The organism is Streptomyces sp. NPDC002306 (assembly GCF_053593435.1).
On record NZ_JBSFCK010000057.1, the window covers coordinates 1 to 22315 of the forward strand.

A 22315-nucleotide genomic window follows, 5' to 3' on the forward strand; every position below is an offset into this window, starting at 1 on the left:
AAACGCCCGGTTACATTCCGAACCCGGAAGCTAAGCCTTTCAGCGCCGATGGTACTGCAGGGGGGACCCTGTGGGAGAGTAGGACGCCGCCGAACTCCTTTTAGAGCTCTGGCTCTTGGGCACCAGCCCGAGAGCCAGAGCTTTTTTGCGTTGAGGTAGGGTCAGTGAGCATCACTGGCTCATTTTCTACTGGAGGCCCCCGGGTGGAGGTCCAGGAGACCCGCGTTCAGACTGACCGGGTCCTCACCATCCCGAACATCCTGAGCATGGCTCGGCTCGTCGGTGTGCCCGTCTTCCTGTGGCTCATCCTCTGGCCCGAGTTCGGGGGCCCGAAGAGCGACGGATGGGCCCTGCTCATCCTGCTTCTGAGCGGCATCAGCGACTATCTCGACGGCAAGTTGGCGCGACGCTGGAACCAGATCAGCAGCCTCGGCCGGCTCCTCGACCCCGCGGCCGACCGGCTCTACATTCTGTCCACGCTGGTCGGGCTCACCTGGCGCGAGATTCTTCCGCTGTGGCTGACGGTGGTGCTGCTGGCGCGGGAGCTGATGCTGCTGGTCATGGTGGGCATCCTCAGGCGGCACGGCTATCCGCCGCCCCAGGTCAACTTCCTGGGCAAGGCGGCCACTTTCAACCTGATGTACGCCTTCCCGTTGCTCCTCCTCAGCGACGGAAGCGGCTGGATCGCGTCACTCGCCGCTGTTTTCGGATGGGCGTTCGCGGTGTGGGGTACAACCCTGTACTGGTGGGCAGGAGTCCTCTACGTGGTGCAGGTCCGCCGTCTGGTTCGTGCGGACGCCATGGCCGACTGAGCTCGCCCTGGGGCGGTAGCGATGGCTCGATGGCCCGTTGCGGAAAAGTGCGGGACAATCAGGACGGGTGAAGTCGGCTAGACCGTCGTCTTTTAGAGGAGGACGCTTCCGACATGAAGGCCGTCGTGATGGCTGGCGGCGAAGGCACACGCCTTCGCCCCATGACCTCGAGCATGCCCAAACCGCTCCTGCCGGTGGTCAACCGACCGATCATGGAGCACGTTCTGCGGCTGCTCAAAAGGCATGGGCTCAACGAGACCGTCGTAACGGTGCAGTTCCTGGCATCGCTCGTCAAGAACTACTTCGGAGACGGCGAAGAGCTCGGGATGGAACTCACCTATGCCAATGAGGAGAAGCCACTCGGTACCGCCGGAAGCGTCAAGAACGCCGAGGAAGCGCTGAAGGACGACGCGTTCCTTGTGATTTCCGGTGATGCCCTGACCGACTTCGACCTCACCGAGCTGATCAACTTCCACAAGGAAAACGGGGCGCTCGTCACCGTCTGTCTGACGCGCGTACCCAATCCGCTGGAATTCGGTATCACCATCGTCGACGAAGAGGGCAAGGTCGAACGCTTCCTCGAGAAGCCGACCTGGGGGCAGGTCTTCTCGGACACGGTGAACACGGGCATCTATGTCATGGAGCCCGAGGTGTTCGACTACGTCGACCCGGATGTACCCGTCGACTGGTCCGGCGATGTCTTCCCTCAGTTGATGAAGGAGGGCAAGCCGATCTACGGCTATATCGCCGAGGGCTACTGGGAAGACGTCGGCACGCACGAGAGCTATGTGAAGGCGCAGGCCGACGTCCTGGAGGGAAAGGTCGACGTCGAACTCGACGGGTTCGAGATCTCTCCCGGAGTCTGGGTGGCGGAAGGTGCCGAGGTGCATCCGGACGCCGTGCTGCGGGGTCCTCTCTATATCGGCGACTACGCCAAGGTCGAGGCCGGCGCCGAGATCCGCGAGCACACCGTGGTGGGCTCGAACGTCGTCGTGAAGTCCGGGGCCTTCCTGCACAGAGCCGTGGTGCACGACAACGTCTACGTGGGTCAGCACAGCAATCTGCGCGGATGTGTGGTCGGCAAGAACACCGACATCATGCGGGCCGCCAGGATCGAGGACGGCGCGGTCATCGGTGACGAGTGCCTGATCGGTGAAGAATCGATCGTGCAGGGCAATGTGCGGGTCTACCCGTTCAAGACGATCGAGGCGGGCGCCTTCGTCAACACGTCGGTGATCTGGGAGTCGCGCGGGCAGGCGAATCTGTTTGGTGCCCGCGGGGTGTCCGGAATCCTCAACGTGGAGATCACACCGGAGCTCGCCGTGCGGCTCGCCGGCGCCTATGCGACCACGTTGAAGAAGGGCTCCACGGTCACCACGGCCCGTGACCACTCCCGTGGTGCCCGCGCGCTGAAGCGGGCCGTCATCTCGGCGCTCCAGGCCAGTGCCATCGACGTTCGTGACCTGGAGAACGTACCGCTGCCGGTCGCCCGGCAGCAGACCGCGCGGGGCAGCGCCGGCGGGATCATGATCAGGACCTCGCCCGGTGTGCCGGACTCCGTGGACATCATGTTCTTCGACGGACAGGGCGCGGACCTCTCGCAGGCCAGCCAGCGCAAGCTGGACCGGGTGTTCGCGCGGCAGGAGTACCGGCGCGCGTTCCCGGGAGAGATCGGCGACCTGTACTTCCCGGCCAGCGTCTTCGACTCGTACACCGGGTCGCTGCTGCGCAACGTCGACACGACCGGCATCGCCGAGTCCGGGCTGAAGGTCGTGGTCGACGCGTCGAACGGCTCGGCGGGGCTCGTCCTGCCCAGCCTGCTCGGCAAGCTCGGGGTGGACTCGCTGACCGTCAATCCCGGTCTCGACGAGTCCAGGCCGACGGAGAGCGCCGATGTACGGCGGTCGGGGCTGGTGCGGCTCGGGGAGATCGTGGCGTCCTCCAGGGCCGCGTTCGGTGTGCGGTTCGACCCGGTCGGTGAGCGGCTCTCGCTCGTCGACGAGAAGGGTCGGATCGTGGAGGACGACCGGGCGCTGCTCGTGATGCTCGACCTGGTGGCGGCGGAGCGGCGCAGCGGCCGGGTGGCATTGCCGGTGACCACGACCCGGATCGCCGAGCAGGTGGCGGCGTACCACGGGACCCAGGTGGAGTGGACGACGACCTCGCCCGACGACCTGACCCGGGTCGGACGGGACGAGACGACGATCTTCGGCGGCGACGGCAAGGGCGGGTTCATCGTCCCGGAGTTCAGCAGCGTCTTCGACGGTACGGCCGCGTTCGTACGGTTGATCGGGCTGGTGGCGCGGACACAGCTCACGCTGAGCCAGATCGACGCGCGGATCCCGAGGGCGCACGTTCTCAAGCGGGATCTGGCGACTCCGTGGGCCGTCAAGGGGCTGGTCATGCGTCGCGTCGTCGAGGAGGCCGGAGACCGCTCCGTGGACACCACCGACGGCGTGCGGGTCGTGGAGAGCGACGGTCGCTGGGTGATGGTGCTGCCCGACCCGGCCGAGGCCGTCACCCACCTGTGGGCGGAGGGGCCGGACGACGCCTCCGCACAGGCCCTGCTCGACGAGTGGTCTGCCGTCGTGGACAGCGCGGGGCGCTGAAACACCCGGTACGCGTGCGTGCCGGACATGTGTCCCCAAGGGGGCCTGTCCGGCACGCCGGTGGGGCCGTTCGGAGGTAGTGGTCGCGACATGCGACGATGTGCGGCATGCCGCAGCAGCCCCCCGTTCGGAGCACATTCACGCGCCCGTCGCGTCCGGACGCCTCCATGTCGCTGCTCACCAACGTCATGGATCACAGCCTCGACGACGGATACGCCGAGGCCGCCGCCCGGAAGACGGCCGCGGGCGCCGGTGGCCTGCCCAGGACTCTCAGCGCGAAGCTCGGTCTGGCGGCCGGCCTGGTGCTCGCCGCGCTGGTCGTGACGGTGGGCGCGGCACAGGCCCGGGTCGCGGCTCCGGTGGTGGCCAAGGAGCGCCAGGAGCTGATCGACCGCATCGACCGGGAGGCGGAAGCGGCCGACAAGCTGGAGGGCTCCGTCGACAGGCTCAGGGACGACGTGGGCGCCCGGCAGCGCGAGGCGCTCAGCCAGAGCGGCGGCGGTGACCAGTCCGAGCTGCTGGGCATTCTGTCGGGTGCCGCCGAGGTGCACGGGCCCGGCGTGAAGCTGGTCGTGAACGACGCCAAGGAAGCCACCACCGGGGGTGACGGCGACCCGCGCGAGACGTCCGGCTTCACCGACACCGGCCGGGTTCGTGACCGGGACATGCAGCGCGTGGTGAACGGGCTGTGGGAGTCGGGTGCCGAGGCGGTCTCCATCAATGGACAGCGGCTGACGGCGCTGTCGGCGATCAGGGCCGCGGGCGACGCGATACTGGTCGACAACAAGCCGTTGGTGCCGCCGTACACGGTGCTCGCGGTGGGGGACGGGAAGCGGCTGAGCACCAGGTTCCAGAACAGTGCCGACGGCCTGTATCTGAACGCTCTCCAGGAGAACTTCGGCATCCGGACCAGCATCTCCACGGAGGGTGACGTCCGGCTGCCCGCCGCACCGAGTCTGATCGTACGTACCGCACAGCCGATAACCGAGAAGGGCACATCGTGATCGCCGTACTGGGCCTCGTCGTGGGAGTCGTGGCCGGCCTGTTGGTCCGGCCCGAGGTTCCGGCGGTCGTCGAGCCTTATCTGCCGATCGCCGTCGTGGCGGCCCTGGACGCCGTCTTCGGTGGTCTGCGGGCCATGCTCGACGGGATCTTCGACGACAAGGTCTTCGTGGTGTCGTTCCTGTCGAACGTGGTCGTCGCCGCGTTGATCGTCTTCCTGGGTGACAAGTTGGGCGTGGGCGCCCAGCTGTCCACGGGTGTCGTGGTCGTCCTCGGCATCCGGATCTTCTCCAACGCCGCGGCCATCCGCCGGCACGTCTTCCGGGCGTGAGACCACCGATGACCAACGAGGACGAGCGACCCGAGCCCGAGCACCTGCTGCGCAAGGAACTGCCCGACGAGGTGCCCGCGCGGGCACCTGAGGCCGAGCAGCCCGCGGAGGGGACGTCGGAGCCCGCGATGTCCGGCCGCCGGCGGCTGGTGAAGGGGTTGTGGCCGCCGCGCGTGTCCCGTGCCCAACTCATCGTGGCCGTGTTGTTGTTCGGTCTGGGGTTCGGGCTGGCCGTGCAGGTGGCGTCGAACAGTGACGGTGACAGCGCGCTGCGTGGCGCGCGGCAGGAAGATCTTGTTCGCATTCTCGATGAACTCGACGACCGAACTCAGCGTCTTGAGGACGAGAAGCAGGGTCTGGAGAAGCAGCGCGACGAGCTGGAGAACAGCTCGGACCAGGCCGAGGAGGCCCGAAAGCAGACGCTGGAGAGGGAGCGGCAACTCGGCATCCTCGCGGGCACGGTGGCCGCGCAGGGGCCGGGCATCACGATGACGATCGAGGACACGAAGGGGACGGTCGAGGCGGACATGCTGCTCGACGCGATCCAGGAGCTGCGCGCGGCCGGTGCCGAGGCGATCCAGGTGAACGGTGTGCGCGTGGTCGCCGGCACGTATCTGTCGGAATCCGGCAAGAGCGTGAGCGTCGACGGGAACAAGATCAACGCTCCCTTTCGTTTCAAGGTCATCGGCAAGCCGCAGGATCTCGAACCGGCGCTCAACATCCCTGGAGGCGTGGTGCAGACACTGGAGAAGGAGCAGGCCACGGTTGCCGTGGAACGTTCGAGCAAGATCGTCGTAGATGCCTTGCGAGCGGTGAAGCGGCCTGACTACGCTCGGTCGTCCTCCTCGTGAACCGCGGGTGCATGGGGGTCGGCACGCGAGGGCAAGAGGTTGCGGGGGGTCGGCGCACCGAATGGGTGGTGCGTGGTGGAAACTGTCTGGTGGATACGGACGTTGTGAAGATGTCCGGGTCGACCGGTGTATTGAGTCAGGGTTCGTCCTGCCCCACGGGCGGGTCTGTTTCGGTCAAGGGGAATCGCCCGTGAAGTTGTTTGCGAAGTTGTTCGGCAAGAGCGCGCGAGAGGGTAGCGACAACGCGACCGCTCGCCATCGCGCACAGCCTGACGCGGAGGGCCAGCGGCCGCTGTTCCGGGACCAGGTGACTGGTCCGGGCGGTGACATTTCCGGAGGTCAGGGCGCGCCGTCTGTTGACCCCGCCCAGTCCGGCGGCATAGGTTTCGGCCAACCGTCAACCTCAAGTACGGGTGGAGGGTTTTCCGTGTCGGCCCTGGTGTGTACGAGGTGCGGTCACCGCAACGGTGAGAACAGCCGCTTCTGTTCCAACTGCGGCGCGCCGCTGCGTCCCGGCGTGACGCCCGAGCGGCCGTCGGAGACGACGTCCACGATCTCGATCTCCGGACTCGAGGCCTACGACGCCGAGGTCACCGGTCAGACGGCGGTGCCGACGCTGTCGCCGGAGGCGCAGGCGGCCGTCGACGCGCTGCCGCTGGGTTCCGCGCTGCTGGTCGTGCGCCGGGGTCCGAACTCCGGCAGTCGCTTCCTGCTGGACGGTGAGCTGACCACGGCGGGGCGTCACCCGCAGAGCGACATCTTCCTCGACGACGTGACGGTGTCGCGTCGGCACGTGGAGTTCCGGCGTGGCCAGGACGGCGCGTTCACGGTCGCCGACGTGGGCAGCCTCAACGGCACGTATGTCAACCGTGAGCGGATCGACCAGGTCCCTCTGTCGAACGGGGACGAGGTGCAGATCGGCAAGTACCGGCTGGTCTTCTACGCGAGCCAGCGAGGCTACTGACCCTCCCCCGGACACCGTCCGGGGGGACCCCCAGGGAAGGTCCATGCTTCGAACACCGGGCGGCGGTGCCGGGCACGGCACCGCCGCGGCGGACAGTGGGCTGATGAGTATCGGCACGGTGCTGAACGTGCTGCGCGAGGAGTTCCCCGAGGTCACCATCTCGAAGATCCGATTCCTGGAGTCGGAGGGACTCATCGAGCCGCAGCGGACCCCCTCGGGGTATCGCAAGTTCAGCGCCCTGGATGTCGAGCGTCTCGGTCACGTCCTGAGGATGCAGCGGGACCACTATCTTCCCCTCAAGGTGATCCGTGAGCACCTCGAGGCGATGGAGCGCGGCGAAGCCGTGCGGCTGCCCGCGGTGGGACGACAGCGGGACGGCGAGACCCTGCCGCAGGTGGTGGAGGACTCCACCGCGGTCCGGATCGGCCGTGCCGAGCTGCTGGCCGCGGCGGAGATCGGTGAGCAGGAACTCGAGGAGTGGCAGTCCTACGGGCTGATCACCCCGCTGGAGGGCGGGGCCTACGACGCCGAGGCGGTCACCGTCGCCTCGCTCGTGACCGAGCTCGGACGGTTCGGGATCGAGCCACGGCATCTGCGGGCGATGAAGGCCGCCGCGGACCGTGAGGCGGGGCTCGTGGACCAGGTGGTCGCGCCGCTCAAGCGGCACCGCAACCCGCAGACCAGGGCACATGCGCAGGACCGCACCAAGGAGCTGGCGGGGCTCACCGTGAAGCTGCACGCGGCGCTGGTGCAGACCGCGCTCGGTGTCCGGCTGCCCTGAACAGGGTGGTCGCGCGCGGCGTGATCGGGCGCCCGATCCGGGCCCGACTACCCAAACGTCCCGGGCACGGCCTAGGGTTGCTGTGTGAACGAGCTCGATGTCGTAGGTGTCCGGGTCGAAATGCCCTCCAACCAACCGATCGTGCTCCTGCGTGAAGTGGGAGGCGACCGTTACCTCCCCATCTGGATCGGGCCGGGGGAGGCGACGGCGATCGCCTTCGCCCAGCAGGGCATGGCCCCCGCGCGACCGCTGACCCACGACCTGTTCAAGGACGTGCTGGAAGCCGTCGGTCAGGAGCTCACCGAAGTACGCATCACGGACCTGCGTGAGGGCGTCTTCTACGCGGAGCTGGTCTTCGCCAGTGGGATCGAGGTCAGCGCACGTCCGTCCGACGCCATAGCGCTGGCGCTGCGGACCGGGACGCCGATCTACGGCAGTGACACGGTGCTCGACGACGCCGGCATCGCGATCCCGGACGAGCAGGAGGACGAGGTGGAGAAGTTCCGCGAGTTCCTCGACCAGATCTCGCCCGAGGACTTCGGCAGCAGCAGCCAGTAGGCCTGGTGCCGCGGCCGGTGACAAGGCCGGGTGCGGCGGCAATTGCCAGCGGCGAGTGAGAGCGTCCTGCGACTCCCTCCGAGCGCATTCGGCTAGCCTTTCCCCGCGGTGGGGTACGGGAAACCACTCCTAGGGTGATTATCACTCGGCGTGCCGAGTGTGGCGATCGTTGACGCACCCCTGGTGACTGCCTACCGTCGAGGAGGCAGGTCGAGGAGGGAGGTCGGCGTGAGCAGCAGCGGCGGCGGTATGGCTGGGGGCGTCCCGGGACCCGGTTTCGGGGCGGGTGGTCCGTACCCGCTTCACAGCGACGCGGTCGATCACGCTCCGCAGCGACCTTCGGCCGTGCCGAGCAGCGGAGGGGCGACGTCCATGGCGTCCGAGCAGATCGGCTACCGAGGCCCGACGGCCTGTGCGGCCGCGGGGATCACCTACCGGCAACTCGACTACTGGGCCCGTACCGGGCTGGTCGAGCCGAGCGTGCGGCCCGCCTACGGGTCGGGGACGCAGCGCCTGTACAGCTTCCGGGACGTGGTCGTCCTCAAGATCGTCAAGCGGTTCCTCGACACCGGGGTGTCGCTCCAGAACATCCGCACCGCCGTCCAGCACCTGCGGGAGCGTGGCTTCAGTGACCTGGGGCGCATGACGCTGATGAGCGACGGCGCCACGGTCTACGAGTGCACCTCGCCCGACGAGGTCCACGCCCTGCTCCAGGGCGGTCAGGGCATCTTCGGGATCGCCGTCGGCGTGGTGTGGCGGGATGTGGAGAACGCCCTCTCGCAGCTGCACGGGGAGCGGATCGACACGGGGGAGACCCTCGTCGGACCCAACCCCGCCGATGAGCTGGCGCGGCGCCGCAATCGGGCCGTCTGAGACCTCCCCGGAGCCGTACCCGGGCATTGTCAGTGGCGTAGGGCAGCATCGGAGATGTGAGAACCGCGCCCACGATCCTGCATCTCGACATGGATGCCTTCTTCGCCTCGGCGGAGCAGGCGTCCAAGCCGAGCCTGCGCGGGAAGGCAGTCGTCGTGGGCGGCCTGGGGCCCCGCGGAGTGGTGGCGACCGCGTCGTACGAGGCGCGGGTCTTCGGGGTCAACTCGGCGATGCCCATGGCGCAGGCGCGCCGGCTGGCGCCGAACGCGGCGTATCTCGTCCCGCGCTTCGGGTTCTACCGGGCGATCAGCGAGCAGGTGATGGGGCTGCTGCGGGCGCTGTCACCCCTGGTGGAGCCGCTGAGTCTGGACGAGGCGTTCGTGGATCTGGAGGCCGGGGAGACCGCCTGGGACGCGGAGTCGGCCCGGCTGACAGGTGTGCGGCTGCGCGCCGACATACGGGCTGTCACGGGGCTGACGGGGTCCGTGGGGCTGGCCGCGTCCAAGATGCTCGCGAAGATCGCCTCCGAGCAGGCCAAGCCGGACGGGCTGCTGCTGATCGAGCCGGGCACCGAGCGGGCGCTGCTCGGGCCGATGTCGGTGCGGACGTTGCCGGGCGTGGGGCCGGCCACCGGCGACCATCTGCGGCGGGCCGGGATCACCACGGTCGACGAGATCGCGGAGGCGGGCGAGGACGAGCTCGTACGGCTGCTGGGCAAGGCGCACGGGCACGCGCTGCACGCGATGGCGCTGGCACACGACGACCGGCCCGTGGTGGCCGAGCGGGAGACCAAGTCGGTGTCGGTCGAGGACACGTACGACGTGGACATCCACGACCGGCTCAGGGTGGGCCTCGAGGTGCAGCGGCTGGCCGACCGGTGTGTGGGGCGGCTGCGCGGGGCCGGGCTGTCGGGGCGGACCATCGTGCTGAAGGTGCGCCGCTACGACTTCTCGACGCTGACCCGGTCGGAGACGCTGCGCGGGCCCACGGACGATCCGGCGGTGGTGCGGGAGGCGGCGGCCCGGCTGCTGGACTCGGTGGACACGACGGGTGGGGTGCGGCTGCTGGGGGTGGGTGTGTCCGGGCTCGCGGACTACACGCAGGAGGATCTGTTCGCCCAGGCGGCCGGGGAGCTGGCGCGGCACGCACCGGAGGAGAAGGCGGCGGAGGAGGCCCTGCCGGAGACGCCGGAGCCGGTCGAGCGGCGCTGGCGGGCGGGGCATGACGTGCGGCACGCCGAGCACGGACATGGATGGGTACAGGGCAGCGGCCTCGGCCGGGTCACCGTCCGGTTCGAGACGCCCGAATCGGTACCCGGGCGGGTACGGACCTTCCGGATCGACGACCCGGACCTGGAACCGGCGGATCCGCTGCCGCTGGTGCGGCGAAGACCGGACGAGGAGGGCGCTGTCGCGGCCGTGACCGAGGCGATGGTCGTGACCTTGGACGCGCGATCGGGCATGGACGCCAACGCGAGCGCGACCGCGGACATAGACACAGACTCGGATACGGACTCGGACGGCGGCGGTGTCGCGGCCGAGCGGTCGGCAGGATCGGGACAGGGGAGGGGGCGGGGGCAGGCGGGGGAGTGACGACGGGGGCGCGGACGCGGGCCCCGCGGTCCACGCCTCCCATCTGCCCCGTATCCGGGCCACCGACCGGCTGGCCGACGTCGTCGGCAACGTCCTCGCGCGCGGCCGACTGCGGGCGGCACCCGACACCTTCGCAACCGTGCCGCTGCGGCTGGACCTGGACCAGCTGGTCGAGGAGGTCTGCGACGAACCTGCTGGACAACGCGCTGCGCCACGGCCGCACCCCCGGCGATCCCCGGGACCGCGCCGAGGTGGAGGTCACCGTCCTCGGCGCGAACGTCATGGGCGCCGACCGGGGGCGCGGTCCGCTCGAAGCCGGCTGGGTGCGGGGGCCGACGCGGTTTCGCCGGTGCGGTCGGTCCGTCTGTCCGTCCGTCCGGCGAGGTTGGGCCGGAAGGGGTCCCGGCGCGCGTCGCGGGGCGGGGCTGCGCGGGCGGATGCCAGGTTCCGCCGTGACCTTGCCCACGTCGTGCGTCGGCCCGGCAGCCGGGTGGTCGGGTGGCGGCCGGGCAAGGAGAGGGCGGGACGGTGGGGCAGCGGTGGGGCAGCGGTGGGGTCGGGGGTGGAGGGGAGTGCGGACGGGCGGGCGGTGGGGGGTCAGGCCTCGTCCGTGCCGGCCAGCTTGCCGAAGTCGTGGTCCGGGATCGGGGGAGGAGCGGCGATGTCGAGGCCGTAGTGGTGGTAGAGCTGGAGCTCCTGCTCGGGCGAGAGGTGGCGTCCGACGCCGAAGTCCGGGGCGTCCTTGATCAGCGCTCGCTCGAAGGGGATGCGCAGGGCGCCCTCGACCAGTTCGCTGGGCTCCAGCGGGACGAAGGCGTCTCTCGAGAACAGGCCGGTACGTATGGCGGCCCATTCCGGCACGCCGGTGGCGTCGTCGAGGTAGACCTCGTCAATGGTGCCGATCTTGGTCCCGTTGCGGTCGAACGCCTTGCGGCCGATCAGGTTGCGCGGATCGATATCGGTCTGCACGGGCCCTCCTCCAGGTCGCAACTCATTCGTAAGCACTACAAAAGAGCACATTCAGGAAGGTGGCCACTCGAAGGAGCCCTTGTTGACCGCGCTGGTACGCTGGCAAACGGCTGCCGACCCCGTGCGGGAGAGTCCTCCGAGCAACATCATCGGAGGCGCCGAAGGAGCAACTCCTCCCCGGAATCTCTCAGGCCCACGTACCGCACGGACGAGGTCACTCTGGAAAGCAGAGCGGGTGTCGACGGACGCCCAGCTCTCACCGACGGTGAAAGCCGGTATCCCCGTCCCGGGTGATCCGGTGAAACTCTCAGGTTGAGATGACAGAGGGGGAGGCCGTCCGGGTACCTGCGCCTAGGTACCCCTCGCAGGTCGCGTCAGACCAGGAGGCCTCCGCAATGACCGCCCACCGCATTCCGCTCTCCGAGCTCGAACAGGGAATCCCGTTCGAGCAGCGCCACATCGGGCCCGACCAGGAGGCGCGGGCCAAGATGCTCGCGCAGGTCGGGTACGGCTCGTTGGACGAACTCACGGCAGCCGCGGTACCGGATGTGATCAAGAACGCCGACGCGCTCGACCTGCCGGGTGCCCGCACCGAGGCCGAGGTGCTGGCGGAGCTGCGCTCCCTCGCGGACCGCAACGAGGTCCTCGGTTCGATGATCGGCCTCGGCTACTACGGCACCTTCACGCCGCCGGTCATCCTGCGCAACGTCATGGAGAACCCGGCCTGGTACACGGCGTACACGCCCTACCAGCCGGAGATCTCGCAGGGCCGGCTCGAGGCGCTGCTGAACTTCCAGACCATGGTCGCCGAGCTCACCGGCCTGCCGACGTCCGGGGCCTCGCTGCTCGACGAGGGCACGGCCGCCGCCGAGGCGATGGCGCTGTCCCTGCGCATGGGCAAGAACAAGAAGGGTCTGTTCCTGGTCGACGCGGACGCGCTGCCGCAGACCATCGCCGTGATCCAGACCCGCGCCGAGCCGACCGGTGTGGAGGTCGTCGTCGCCGACCTCAGCGACGGCATCCCGGCCGAGATCGCCGAGCGCGAGATCAACGGCGTGCTCGTCCAGTACCCCGGCGCCTCCGGAGCGGTGCGCGACATCAAGCCGCTCGTCGACCAGGCGCACGAGCTGGGCGCGCTCGTCACCGTCGCCGCCGACCTGCTCGCGCTGACGCTGCTGACCTCGCCGGGCGAGCTCGGCGCGGACATCGCGGTCGGTACCACCCAGCGCTTCGGTGTGCCGATGGGCTTCGGCGGACCGCACGCCGGCTACATGGCCGTGCGCGAGAAGTTCGCGCGCAGCCTGCCCGGACGGCTCGTGGGCGTCTCCGTCGACGCCGACGGGAACCGGGCCTACCGCCTCGCCCTCCAGACCCGTGAGCAGCACATCCGCCGCGAGAAGGCGACCAGCAACATCTGCACCGCGCAGGTGCTGCTCGCCGTGATGGCCGGTATGTACGCCGTCTACCACGGGCCCGAGGGCCTGAAGGCCGTCGCCCGGCGCACCCACCGCTACGCCACGCTCCTCGCCGCGGGTCTGACCGCCGGCGGGGTCGAGATCGTGCACGGCGCCTACTTCGACACGCTCACCGCGCGGGTGCCGGGCCGGGCCGCCGCGACGGTGGCCGCCGCGCGCGAGCACGGCGTGAACCTGCACCTCGTCGACGCCGACCACGTCTCCCTCGCCTGCGACGAGACCACCACGCGCGCGCAGATCGCCGCCGTGTGGACGGCCTTCGGCGTCGAGGGCGACATCGAGGCGCTGGACGAGACCGCCGAGGACACCCTGCCGGCCGCGCTGCTGCGCACCGACGCGTACCTGACCCACCCGGTCTTCCACCAGCACCGCTCCGAGACCGCGATGCTGCGCTACCTGCGCCGGCTGTCCGACCGCGACTACGCGCTCGACCGCGGCATGATCCCGCTGGGCTCCTGCACGATGAAGCTCAACGCGACCACCGAGATGGAGCCGGTCACCTGGCCCGAGTTCGGCCAGCTGCACCCCTTCGCGCCCGCCGAGCAGGCGCAGGGCTACCTGACGCTCATCCGTGAGCTGGAGGAGCGGCTCGCCGAGGTCACCGGCTACGACAAGGTCTCCCTCCAGCCCAACGCCGGTTCGCAGGGTGAGCTGGCCGGTCTGCTCGCCGTGCGCGGGTACCACCGGGCCAACGGGAACGACCAGCGGACCGTCTGCCTGATCCCCTCCTCCGCGCACGGCACCAACGCCGCCAGCGCCGTGATGGCCGGCATGAAGGTCGTCGTGGTGAAGACGGCGGGCGACGGCGAGATCGACGTCGAGGACCTGCGCGCGAAGATCGAGAAGCACCGCGACGAGCTGTCGGTGCTGATGATCACGTACCCGTCCACGCACGGCGTCTTCGAGGAGCACGTCGCCGACATCTGCGCGCAGGTGCACGAGGCGGGCGGTCAGGTCTACGTCGACGGGGCCAACCTCAACGCCCTCGTCGGCCTCGCCAAGCCGGGCCACTTCGGCGGTGACGTCTCGCACCTGAACCTGCACAAGACGTTCTGCATCCCGCACGGCGGCGGCGGCCCCGGCGTCGGTCCGGTGGCCGTACGGTCGCACCTGGCGCCGTACCTGCCGAACCACCCGATGCAGCCCGCGGCCGGTCCCGAGACCGGGGTCGGCCCGATCTCGGCGGCTCCGTGGGGTTCCGCCGGCATCCTGCCCATCTCGTGGGCCTACGTCCGCCTCATGGGCGGCGAAGGACTCAAGCGGGCCACGCAGGTGGCGGTGCTCTCCGCCAACTACATCGCCAAGCGGCTCGAACCGCACTTCCCCGTGCTGTACACGGGCCCGGGCGGTCTGGTCGCCCACGAGTGCATCATCGACCTGCGCCCCCTCACCAAGGCGACCGGCGTGAGCGTCGACGACGTCGCCAAGCGGCTCATCGACTACGGCTTCCACGCGCCGACGATGTCGTTCCCGGTGGCCGGGACGCTGATGATCGAGCCGACCGAGTCCGAGGACCTGATCGAGCTTGACCGGTTCTGTGAGGCGATGATCGCCATCCGTACGGAGATCGAGAAGGTCGGCGCGGACCACTGGCCGGCCGACGACAACCCGCTGTGCAACGCGCCGCACACCGCGGCCGCGCTCGGCGGGGAGTGGAAGCACGCCTACAGCCGCGAGGAGGCCGTCTTCCCGGCCGGAGTCTCGGCCGCCGACAAGTACTGGCCGCCGGTGCGCCGTATCGACCAGGCCTTCGGTGACCGGAACCTGGTCTGCTCGTGCCCGCCGCTGGACGCGTACGAGGACTGACGCCCGACCCGCGCCGAGGCGCCGCACCGGAAGGCCGGTGCGGCGCCTCGCGCGTTCGTGATGGCCGGGGCGTGGGGCTTCCGCGTCCTTGTGCGGGTCGCCGCCGGGCCGCTCAGGCCGGGTAGGCGTGGGTCTGGGTCGCCTTCACCGTCGCCCAGACCGGTGCGCCGGGGCGCAGGTCGAGTTCGGCCGCGGCCACCGTGGTCAGGGCCGCGGCGAGCGGGAGCTCGCCGGTGAGGTCGGCACGGATCTGGTCGCCGTGGGTCTCCAGACCCGCTACCTCGCAACGCCACAGGTTACGGGCGCTGGAGCCGGTGGGGCGGCTGCCGTGGAGGGTGACCGCGCTCGGCGGGAAGGCCACGAAGACCGGGCCCGACAGGAGTTCGGTGGTGGTGAGGGCGGGGCCGGCCTCGAGGCGGACCGTGTGCCCGTCGGCCTGCCCTCTGTACAGGTTCAGACCGACCAGTTGCGCGATGTAGTCCGTACGCGGATGGCGGGCGATGTCGGACGGGGTGCCCTCCTGGACGACGCGCCCGTGCTCGACGACGACCAGGCGGTCGGCCAGCACCATGGCGTCCAGCGGGTCATGGGTCACCAGCACGGCGACCGCCTCGAACTCGGCCAGATGACGGCGGAGTTGAGCCCGTACCTCCAGCCGGGTGCGGGCGTCGAGGGCGGCGAGGGGTTCGTCGAGGAGCAGTAGTCGCGGGCTGGTGGCCAGGGCGCGGGCCAGGGCGACCCGCTGGGCCTGACCGCCCGACAGCCGGCGCGGTCTGGCGCCGGTGTGGTCGGCCAGGCCCATCCGGTCCAGCCACTCGGCGGCCCGCGCACGGGCTTCCGCCTTGGAGGCGCCTTGGCAGCGCGGACCGAACGCCACGTTGTCCAGCGCCGTCAGGTGCGGGAAGAGCAGATAGTCCTGGAAGACCACGCCGACCGGGCGGGACTCGGGAGGCGTCCGGTCCAGCGGGACGCCGTCGAGTCGTAGATGACCGTCGGTGAGCGGGACGAGTCCGGCGAGGACCCGCAGGGCCGTGGTCTTGCCGGCGCCGTTCGGGCCGAGCAGGGCGACGACGTCACCCGGAGCCGCGGTCAGGGCGATGTCGAGGCGGAAGACGCCGCGGTCCACGACGAGACGGGCGTCGAGGCCCTGGTCGTGAGCGCCCGCGGCGGCGGGGGCGGCCTTGGTGGCGCCGGGATCGGTCATGAAGGAATCGTCCGACGTGCTGGGGGACAGGAACAGAGCTGTTCGTGGTGGGCCGGGCGCCATGGCCCGGCGGCCTGGGGTGGTGTCATGACGCGGTCATCCAACGGTCCCGCAGTCCCGCCAGTACCGCGATCGACACGGCCAGCAGCACCAGGCTGAGGGCGATCGCCGCCTCGGGATCGCTCTGCAGCGCGAGGTAGACGGCGAGGGGCATGGTCTGGGTGCGGCCCGGGAAGTTGCCCGCGAAGGTGATCGTCGCGCCGAACTCGCCGAGCGCGCGGGCCCAGGCGAGCACGGCGCCCGCCGCGATGCCCGGGGCGATCAGCGGCAGCGTGACCCGGCGGAACGCGGTGAAGCGGGAGGCGCCCAGGGTGGCGGCCGCCTCCTCGTAGCGGGGGTCGGCGGCCCGCAGGGTGCCCTCGACGCTGATGACGAGGAACGGCATCGCCACGAACGTCTCCGCGATGACGACGCCCGCCGAGGTGAACGGCAGGGTGATCCCGAACCAGGCGTCCAGCCACTTCCCCACGACCCCGTTGCGGCCGAGGGCGAGCAGCAGCGCCACACCGCCGACCACCGGCGGCAGCACGAGCGGCAGGGTCACCAGGGCACGCAGGAAACCCCGGCCGGGGAAGTCCGTACGGGCCAGCACCCAGGCCAGGGGGACGCCGATGACCAGGCTCACCGCGGTCGCCGCCGTGGCGCAGACCAGGGACAGCTGGAGCGCCTGCCAGACCTCCGTGCTGGTCAGCTGCTCGGGCATGCTGCTCCAGGGCGCCCGTACGAGCAGGGCGAGCAGGGGGAGCAGCAGGAACGCGAGTCCCACCAGGGCGGGCACCAGCAGGGGGAGCGGGACGCCCCGGGTGCCCGCGCGGACGCGGCCGCGCCGCGGACCCCCTTCAAGGGTGTCGCCCGCGGCGTCGGCCTTGTCGGTCGGGGTCACGGCTTGAGGAACCCGGCCCCGGTCAGCACCTGCCCGCCCTCCGCGGACCGCACCAGCGCCACGAACGCCTTGGCGGCCTCGGCGTTGGGGGCGTCCTTGAGGAGGACGATCGGGTAGTCGTTGATGGCGCCGGCGGACTCGGGGAACTCCACACCCTCCACCTTGTCACCCGCCGCGTGCACATCGGTCTGGTAGACGACCGCGGCGTCGGCCTCCTTCAGCTCGACCTTCGTCAGGGCACTCTTGACGTCCTGTTCGTAGGAGACCGGGGTGAGTTCGAGGGCGGCGGCCTCCAGGGCCTTCTGGGCGGCGGCACCGCACGGCACGGTCTTGTCGCACAGTACGACCTTCAGGCCGGACTTGGTGAGGTCCTTCAGGGAGGCGATCTTGTCGGGGTTGCCCGGCAGAGTGGCGATCTCCAGCTGGTTGCGCACGAAGGTGGCGGGGGTGCCGGAGGCGTCCCCCGCGTCCGTCACGATCTTCATGGTCTTGGGGCTGGCGGCGGCGAACACGTCGGCCGGGGCGCCGCCGGTGATGCTCGCGGCGAGCGTGTCACTGCCACCGAAGTTGAAGGTGACCTTCGTCCCCGGGTGCTCCTTCTCGAACTTCTCGCCCAGGGTCGTGAAGCTCTCCTTCAGCGAGGCCGCGGCGAACACGGTCACCGTGCCGGAGAGCTTCGGGGAGGAGGACGCCGACGCCGAGGCGTCCGACGCGGCGGACGGGTCCGAGGACGAGCAGGCGCTGAGCGCCAGCAGCGCGGCGGCGCCCGCCCCGGCCATCTGCAGGGTGCGGCGGGTCCGGCGTGCGGGACGGGTCATCACGGGTCTACTCCCTCTACGGCTTCACGTCAGGGCCGGCCGGGCCCCGTCACGGCCCCTGACGGACCGTTCGGCTTCGGCGATGATACTGCCGCACTTGCGAGGTGTAAGTCTCCTGTTGCATCGCATGATCTGCGATGATCCAGGGTTGGCGTGCGCATGTGCGTTTGTACGGGGCCACCGTCCGGGTACCGTCATCCGGGAGGTGGTGGCACGTGAAGCTCGCGGAGCTCTCCCTGACCGGCGACCTCGCCCGCCCGGTCCGGCTGACCGTGCCGGACCTGTTCGGCTGGCGCCAGCACCGGGTGCGGGTCACCTTCGACTGCGCCACCAGCGGCCCGCAGCCCCACTGGTTCAGCGGACCGCTCCTGTACGACGTGCTGTCCGACGCGGGACCGGGTTTCGACCCGGTCCGGCGCAAGGACCGGCTGCGCTTCCTGATCGCCGTCACCGGCGCGGACGGACACCGCGCCCTGCTGTCCTGGGCGGAGATCGACCCCGACTTCGCCGATGCCCCCGTGCTGCTCGCGGTGAGCATCGACGACGCCGCCCTCGACCAGGCCGGACCCCAGCTCGTGCTGCCCCAGGACCGCTGCGGGGCCCGGCACATCAGCGGCATCGGCGCGATCCGGGTCGACGGGTCCTACGACGGCCGACGCGGCGGCGGCGACCGGTGGGACGGGCGGTGACCGCGCCCGCCGAGTTCGAGGCCGAGTTCGAGTTTGAGGCCGACGCGGACACCGTCTCGCCGTAAGAGCGAAGGCACGGAGGCCGGGCATGCTGCTGCGTCAGCTGGAGTACCTCGTCGCCCTCGCGCGCGAGCGCCACTTCGCGCGGGCGGCCGCCGCCTGTCATGTCTCGCAGCCCTCACTGTCCGCGGCGATCCGCCGTCTGGAACACGAACTGGGCGTGCCGGTGGTGCGGCGCGGGCGGCGGTACGAGGGACTGACCCCGGAGGGGGAGCTCGTCCTGGCCTGGGCGCACCGCATCCTTGCCGAGCGCGACGCCCTGCACCAGGAACTGTCGGTGCTGCGCGGCGGACTGACCGGCACGCTGCGCCTGGGGGTCGTGCCCACCGCGCTGCCCGTCGCCTCCCTGCTCACCACGCCGTTCTGCGACCGCCACCCACGGGCCCGGGTCGCTCTCCAGTCGCTGTCCTCGGCCGACATCACGCACGGGCTCGGCGAGTTCGAGCTGGACGCGGCGATGACGTACCTGGAGGACGACACGCTGCGCAAAATGCGCCGGCTGCCGCTCTACGAGGAGCGGTACGTGCTGCTCACGCCTGTCGGCGGCGCGTTGGGCGAGGCCCGCACCGCCCGCTGGTCGCAGGCCGCCGCGATGCCGCTGTGTCTGCTCGATCCACGCATGCGCAACCGGCGGATCATCGACGAGTGCTTCGCCGCCGACGGGGCGGTGGCCGCGCCGGCGATCGAGTCGGACAGCGTCGCCGGACTGTACGCGCACCTGCCCGGCGGCCGTTGGTCCAGCGTGATATCGCACGCGTGGCTGCACATGTTCGGTGTGCCGGACGGAATGCGGGTGGTGCCGCTGGTGGGGCCCGCGCACGGACCGCGGGTCGGGCTGGTCGTCGCCCGTGGCGAACCCCGGTCGGTCCTGGCGGACGCGCTGGTGGCGGTGGCTCGGGAAGCCGGGGTCCGGGACGCGCTGGACGAACTGCTGCACAGCTACCTGGGCGGGCCCGTTGGACGCGGCGGTTGATAGAAGCGGGCTATCTCGGCATAGCGACATTCGTTTTGACCTGGGCGAATCACCCCGAGGATCGTGAAGTGCACCTTCCCGAGACGGAGTTGAGGAGCCGCGACATGGCCAAGGTGCTCTGTGTCCTGTACGACGACCCCACCGACGGATACCCGACCTCGTACGCCCGTGACGATCTGCCCACGATCGGCCACTACCCGGGCGGCCAGACCACCCCGACCCCCGAGGCGGTCGACTTCACCCCGGGCCACCTCCTCGGCAGCGTCTCCGGTGAACTCGGCCTGCGCGGCTTCCTGGAGGCCGCCGGCCACACCCTCGTCGTCACCTCCGACAAGGACGGCGACGGTTCGGTCTTCGACCGGGAGCTCGTGGACGCCGACGTGGTGATCTCACAGCCGTTCTGGCCGGCCTACCTGACCGCCGAGCGCATGGCCGCCGCCAGGAACCTCAAGCTGGCGATCACCGCGGGCATCGGCTCCGACCACGTCGACCTCGACGCGGCGATCACCCATGGGGTGACGGTCGCCGAGGTGACGTACTGCAACAGCATCAGCGTCGCCGAGCACGTGGTGATGATGACGCTGTCCCTCGTCCGCAACTACCTGCCGTCCCACCAGGTCGTGCGCGACGGCGGCTGGAACATCGCGGACTGCGTGGCCCGTTCGTACGACCTGGAGGGCATGCACGTCGGCACGGTGGCGGCCGGGCGGATCGGCCTCGCGGTGCTGCGCCGGCTCGCGCCGTTCGACGTGCGGCTGCACTACACCGACCGGCACCGGCTGCCCCGGGCGGTGGAGGCGGAGCTGGGGCTGACCTTCCACGAGAGCACCGAGGACATGCTGCCGCACTGTGACGTGGTGACGGTCAACGCGCCCCTCCACCCGGAGACGGAGGGGCTGTTCGGCGACAAGCTGCTCGGCTCGATGAAGCGCGGCGCCTACCTCGTCAACACCGCGCGGGCGCTGATCGTGGACCGGGACGCCGTCGAACGGGCGCTGCGCGGCGGTCGGCTGGCGGGCTACGCGGGCGATGTCTGGTTCCCGCAGCCCGCTCCCGCCGACCATCCGTGGCGCAGCATGCCGCACCACGGCATGACGCCGCACATCTCCGGCTCGTCGCTGTCCGCGCAGGCCCGGTACGCGGCCGGGACCCGGGAGATCCTGGAGTCCTGGTTCGGCGGCCGGCCGCTGCGGGAGGAGTACCTGATCGTGGACGGGGGCGCGCTGGCCGGGGCCGGCGCGCACTCCTACTCGGTCACCGAGTGAGCGACTCCGTGGCCGGGTGAACGACTCCGCTCACCGGGCGGACCGCTCCGTCGCCCGGTGAGCACCCCGTCGCCGGGTGATCCACCGCGTCACCCGGCGAACGGCGGGGGCCACCGCGCACCGTTCAGGCGCGGTCGATGTGCACGTTCGTCGACTTCACCCGGGCGGTGGCCTCCATCCCGACCTCCAGGCCCAGATCCTCCACGGCCTCACGGGTGAGCAGGGAGACCAGGCGGTGCGGGCCCGCCTGGATCTCGACCTGGGCCGCCACATCGCCGAGCTTGATGGCGGTGACGATGCCGGGGAAGGCGTTGCGCACCGAGGTGTACGAGGTCTCCTCCTCGGTGGTGCCGGCCTTGGCGAGCTCGACGGAGAACGCGGCCAGGTCCTTGCCCTCGATGAGGCGGCGGCCGCTGTCGTCGCGATGGGTGGCCATCCGGCCGGCGTCCGCCCAGCGGCGGGCGGTGTCGGGGCTCACGCCGAGCAGCCGCGCCGCCTGGCCGATCGTGTAGGACTGCATGCGAGTCACGATAGGGCCGCGCACACTCTGCGGCGGACACGGGGTTGGCCGATGGGTATAACGCGATATAGCGTTAGTCCTCGTGGATGACGATCGGGGTGAGGGAATGCCGGCTGAACTCGCGCACCCGGGGGCGCTCCCCGCGCTGCGGGCCTCGCACGCGGACCGGGACCGGGTCGTGGACGCGCTGAGTGCCGCCGCGGGGGACGGCCGGCTGACCGCGGAGGAGCTCGACGAGCGCGTGGGAGCCGCCCTGTCCGCGCGCACCCTCGCGGAGTTGGCCGCGCTGACGGCCGACCTGCCCGCGGCGGACTCGCAGGCCGAGGCCAAGGACGTGGTGCGCGTCGAGCAGCACGGCAGTTCGGCGGTGCGCGACGGCGGCTGGGTGGTGCCCCGCCGGATGGTGATCGACTCCGCCTGGGGCGACGTCACCCTCGACTTCACCCGGGCGGTGATCACGCACGACACGCTCCGCGTCGACCTCGACATGAGCGCGGGCACCCTGCGGCTGGTGACCCGGCCGGGTGTCGTCGTGGACATCGACTCCCTGGTGATGGAATGCGCCGACGTCAAAGCCCGTCCGGCGGGCGGACCGGACACCCCGGTCGTCCTGCGGGTGGAGATCGTCGGACGGATGCGTTACGGGCGGTTCCAGACGCGTCCGCCACGGCGCACGCTGTTCAGGAGATCCCCGACTCCCTGAGCACGGCGCGCGCGGTCGCGTCGTCGATCTCGCGGCCCAGCCGCGCCAGCACCTCGGATCCCTGGCGCAGCGTGCCGCGTTCGCGCGAGCGGCGCACCCCCGTGTCCAGGTCGTGCCAGAGCAGCGGGTTGGCCACCAGCACCCGGGGGTCGAGCTCCAGCCGTTGGCCGTAGGCGTCCCGCAGGACCAGATGCGCGGAGACACCGGGGTACTGCCGTACGTCCGTCAGCGCGTCGGTACGGATCACTTGCGCGCGTACGGGACCGCGCACCGCCAGCCAGCCGGAGCCCGCGGTGACGCGCTGCGGCAGCAGGATCAGCAACAACACGGCGGAGAGGGCCGGCCACAGCAGGGCGCGCGCCGGGGTCAGGGTGCCGGCGTTCCAGTCGAGCAGGAAGGTCAGGCCGCAGAAGACCAGGGCACAGCCCACCGCGAACCGGGCGCCGTGCCGCCAGTGACGGTCGCCGTCCGGGGGGAGGGGTGCGGTGCGTTGCATGGAGCCGACGGTAGGGCCGGT

21 protein-coding genes, 1 rRNA gene and 1 riboswitch are annotated in these 22315 nt (G+C 70.5%); of the genes, 16 read left to right on the top strand and 6 right to left on the bottom strand.

What is annotated here, in order from left to right; genetic code table 11:
• From rrf to ACWCQK_RS38760, 11 genes are all read left to right on the top strand, one after another.
• Positions 1-95, top strand: a 5S ribosomal RNA gene (rrf, locus tag ACWCQK_RS38710); the annotation flags it as partial.
• 108 nt (positions 96-203) lie between these two features.
• A complete protein-coding gene (locus ACWCQK_RS38715) occupies positions 204-812 on the top strand; it encodes a CDP-alcohol phosphatidyltransferase family protein (protein ID WP_451163422.1) in 609 nt (202 codons plus the stop codon).
• Positions 813-925: 113 nt separating this feature from the next.
• Positions 926-3421 (top strand): sugar phosphate nucleotidyltransferase, encoded by a 2496-nt coding sequence (locus ACWCQK_RS38720; protein ID WP_451163424.1) that lies wholly within the window; start codon positions 926-928, stop codon positions 3419-3421.
• Positions 3422-3528: 107 nt separating this feature from the next.
• Entirely contained in the window at positions 3529-4425 is an 897-nt protein-coding gene (locus ACWCQK_RS38725) for a DUF881 domain-containing protein (protein WP_451163426.1), read from the top strand.
• Positions 4422-4754: a small basic family protein gene (locus tag ACWCQK_RS38730; RefSeq protein ID WP_003988855.1), complete on the top strand. Its 333-nt coding sequence runs from the start codon at positions 4422-4424 to the stop codon at positions 4752-4754. The genes ACWCQK_RS38725 and ACWCQK_RS38730 overlap by 4 nt, the downstream gene beginning before the upstream one ends.
• Positions 4755-4762: 8 nt before the next feature.
• Positions 4763-5605, top strand: coding sequence for a DUF881 domain-containing protein (locus tag ACWCQK_RS38735; RefSeq protein WP_451163428.1), 843 nt, complete (start codon positions 4763-4765; stop codon positions 5603-5605).
• A 61-nt stretch (positions 5606-5666) separates the two neighbouring features.
• A complete protein-coding gene (locus tag ACWCQK_RS38740; protein ID WP_451163430.1) occupies positions 5667-6569 on the top strand; it encodes an FHA domain-containing protein in 903 nt (300 codons plus the stop codon).
• Positions 6570-6612: 43 nt separating this feature from the next.
• On the top strand, positions 6613-7350 hold the full coding sequence (gene ftsR, locus ACWCQK_RS38745; protein WP_451163432.1) for a transcriptional regulator FtsR: 738 nt from the start codon (positions 6613-6615) through the stop codon (positions 7348-7350).
• A gap of 84 nt (positions 7351-7434) precedes the next feature.
• A complete protein-coding gene (locus ACWCQK_RS38750; RefSeq protein WP_385789771.1) occupies positions 7435-7908 on the top strand; it encodes a bifunctional nuclease family protein in 474 nt (157 codons plus the stop codon).
• A gap of 228 nt (positions 7909-8136) precedes the next feature.
• Entirely contained in the window at positions 8137-8781 is a 645-nt protein-coding gene (locus tag ACWCQK_RS38755) for a MerR family transcriptional regulator (protein WP_451163434.1), read from the top strand.
• 56 nt (positions 8782-8837) lie between these two features.
• Positions 8838-10373, top strand: coding sequence for a DNA polymerase IV (locus ACWCQK_RS38760; RefSeq protein WP_451163436.1), 1536 nt, complete (start codon positions 8838-8840; stop codon positions 10371-10373).
• A gap of 597 nt (positions 10374-10970) precedes the next feature.
• Here the strand turns inward: ACWCQK_RS38760 and ACWCQK_RS38765 are convergent.
• Positions 10971-11342 (bottom strand): PRC-barrel domain-containing protein, encoded by a 372-nt coding sequence (locus ACWCQK_RS38765; protein ID WP_385789767.1) that lies wholly within the window; start codon positions 11340-11342, stop codon positions 10971-10973.
• Between the two features lie 114 nt (positions 11343-11456).
• Positions 11457-11555: riboswitch (glycine riboswitch) on the top strand.
• A 182-nt stretch (positions 11556-11737) separates the two neighbouring features.
• On the opposite strand from ACWCQK_RS38765, the gene gcvP reads away from it, so the two are divergent.
• Complete coding sequence (gene gcvP / locus ACWCQK_RS38770) at positions 11738-14623, top strand: aminomethyl-transferring glycine dehydrogenase (protein ID WP_451163438.1); 2886 nt, start codon at positions 11738-11740, stop codon at positions 14621-14623.
• A 112-nt stretch (positions 14624-14735) separates the two neighbouring features.
• Here the strand turns inward: gcvP and ACWCQK_RS38775 are convergent, their stop codons facing one another.
• The 3 genes from ACWCQK_RS38775 to modA all read right to left on the bottom strand — a co-directional run bounded on the left by ACWCQK_RS38775 (position 14736) and on the right by modA (position 17588).
• A complete protein-coding gene (locus tag ACWCQK_RS38775; RefSeq protein ID WP_451163440.1) occupies positions 14736-15827 on the bottom strand; it encodes an ABC transporter ATP-binding protein in 1092 nt (363 codons plus the stop codon).
• 85 nt (positions 15828-15912) lie between these two features.
• Complete coding sequence (locus ACWCQK_RS38780; RefSeq protein WP_451163442.1) at positions 15913-16770, bottom strand: ABC transporter permease; 858 nt, start codon at positions 16768-16770, stop codon at positions 15913-15915.
• The gene (modA, locus tag ACWCQK_RS38785; protein WP_451163444.1) at positions 16767-17588 is read right to left on the bottom strand and encodes a molybdate ABC transporter substrate-binding protein; all 822 of its coding nucleotides are present in this window, start codon (positions 17586-17588) and stop codon (positions 16767-16769) included. The genes ACWCQK_RS38780 and modA overlap by 4 nt, the downstream gene beginning before the upstream one ends.
• A 215-nt stretch (positions 17589-17803) precedes the next feature.
• On the opposite strand from modA, the gene ACWCQK_RS38790 reads away from it, so the two are divergent.
• The 3 genes from ACWCQK_RS38790 to ACWCQK_RS38800 all read left to right on the top strand — a co-directional run bounded on the left by ACWCQK_RS38790 (position 17804) and on the right by ACWCQK_RS38800 (position 20575).
• Positions 17804-18277 (top strand): hypothetical protein, encoded by a 474-nt coding sequence (locus tag ACWCQK_RS38790; RefSeq protein WP_451163446.1) that lies wholly within the window; start codon positions 17804-17806, stop codon positions 18275-18277.
• A gap of 88 nt (positions 18278-18365) precedes the next feature.
• Positions 18366-19310 carry a LysR family transcriptional regulator gene (locus tag ACWCQK_RS38795; protein ID WP_451163448.1) on the top strand — a complete coding sequence of 315 codons (945 nt, stop codon included), beginning with the start codon at positions 18366-18368 and terminating at the stop codon, positions 19308-19310.
• Positions 19311-19414: 104 nt separating this feature from the next.
• Positions 19415-20575, top strand: a complete 1161-nt coding sequence (locus ACWCQK_RS38800; RefSeq protein ID WP_451163450.1) for an NAD-dependent formate dehydrogenase — start codon at positions 19415-19417, stop codon at positions 20573-20575.
• A gap of 124 nt (positions 20576-20699) precedes the next feature.
• On the opposite strand, the gene ACWCQK_RS38805 is transcribed toward ACWCQK_RS38800, so the two are convergent.
• Positions 20700-21095, bottom strand: a complete 396-nt coding sequence (locus ACWCQK_RS38805; protein WP_451163452.1) for a TOBE domain-containing protein — start codon at positions 21093-21095, stop codon at positions 20700-20702.
• A 106-nt stretch (positions 21096-21201) separates the two neighbouring features.
• Here ACWCQK_RS38805 and ACWCQK_RS38810 point away from each other — a divergent pair, with 106 nt between their 5' ends.
• A complete protein-coding gene (locus ACWCQK_RS38810) occupies positions 21202-21798 on the top strand; it encodes a DUF1707 SHOCT-like domain-containing protein (RefSeq protein WP_451163454.1) in 597 nt (198 codons plus the stop codon).
• On the opposite strand, the gene ACWCQK_RS38815 is transcribed toward ACWCQK_RS38810, so the two are convergent.
• Complete coding sequence (locus ACWCQK_RS38815) at positions 21776-22294, bottom strand: hypothetical protein (RefSeq protein WP_451163456.1); 519 nt, start codon at positions 22292-22294, stop codon at positions 21776-21778. The genes ACWCQK_RS38810 and ACWCQK_RS38815 overlap by 23 nt on opposite strands.
• Between the last annotated feature and the right edge of the window lie 21 nt (positions 22295-22315).

Coding starts and splice junctions, on each gene's coding strand:
- ACWCQK_RS38720 (WP_451163424.1), top strand. CDS start 926: ATGAAGGCCGTCGTGATGGCTGGCGGCGAAGGCACACGCCTTCGCCCC.
- ACWCQK_RS38725 (WP_451163426.1), top strand. CDS start 3,529: ATGCCGCAGCAGCCCCCCGTTCGGAGCACATTCACGCGCCCGTCGCGT.
- ACWCQK_RS38735 (WP_451163428.1), top strand. CDS start 4,763: ATGACCAACGAGGACGAGCGACCCGAGCCCGAGCACCTGCTGCGCAAG.
- ACWCQK_RS38740 (WP_451163430.1), top strand. CDS start 5,667: ATGGGTGGTGCGTGGTGGAAACTGTCTGGTGGATACGGACGTTGTGAA.
- ftsR (WP_451163432.1), top strand. CDS start 6,613: ATGCTTCGAACACCGGGCGGCGGTGCCGGGCACGGCACCGCCGCGGCG.
- gcvP (WP_451163438.1), top strand. CDS start 11,738: ATGACCGCCCACCGCATTCCGCTCTCCGAGCTCGAACAGGGAATCCCG.
- ACWCQK_RS38775 (WP_451163440.1), bottom strand. CDS start 15,827: ATGACCGATCCCGGCGCCACCAAGGCCGCCCCCGCCGCCGCGGGCGCT.
- modA (WP_451163444.1), bottom strand. CDS start 17,588: ATGACCCGTCCCGCACGCCGGACCCGCCGCACCCTGCAGATGGCCGGG.
- ACWCQK_RS38795 (WP_451163448.1), top strand. CDS start 18,366: ATGCTGCTGCGTCAGCTGGAGTACCTCGTCGCCCTCGCGCGCGAGCGC.
- ACWCQK_RS38800 (WP_451163450.1), top strand. CDS start 19,415: ATGGCCAAGGTGCTCTGTGTCCTGTACGACGACCCCACCGACGGATAC.
- ACWCQK_RS38805 (WP_451163452.1), bottom strand. CDS start 21,095: ATGCAGTCCTACACGATCGGCCAGGCGGCGCGGCTGCTCGGCGTGAGC.
- ACWCQK_RS38810 (WP_451163454.1), top strand. CDS start 21,202: ATGCCGGCTGAACTCGCGCACCCGGGGGCGCTCCCCGCGCTGCGGGCC.
- ACWCQK_RS38815 (WP_451163456.1), bottom strand. CDS start 22,294: ATGCAACGCACCGCACCCCTCCCCCCGGACGGCGACCGTCACTGGCGG.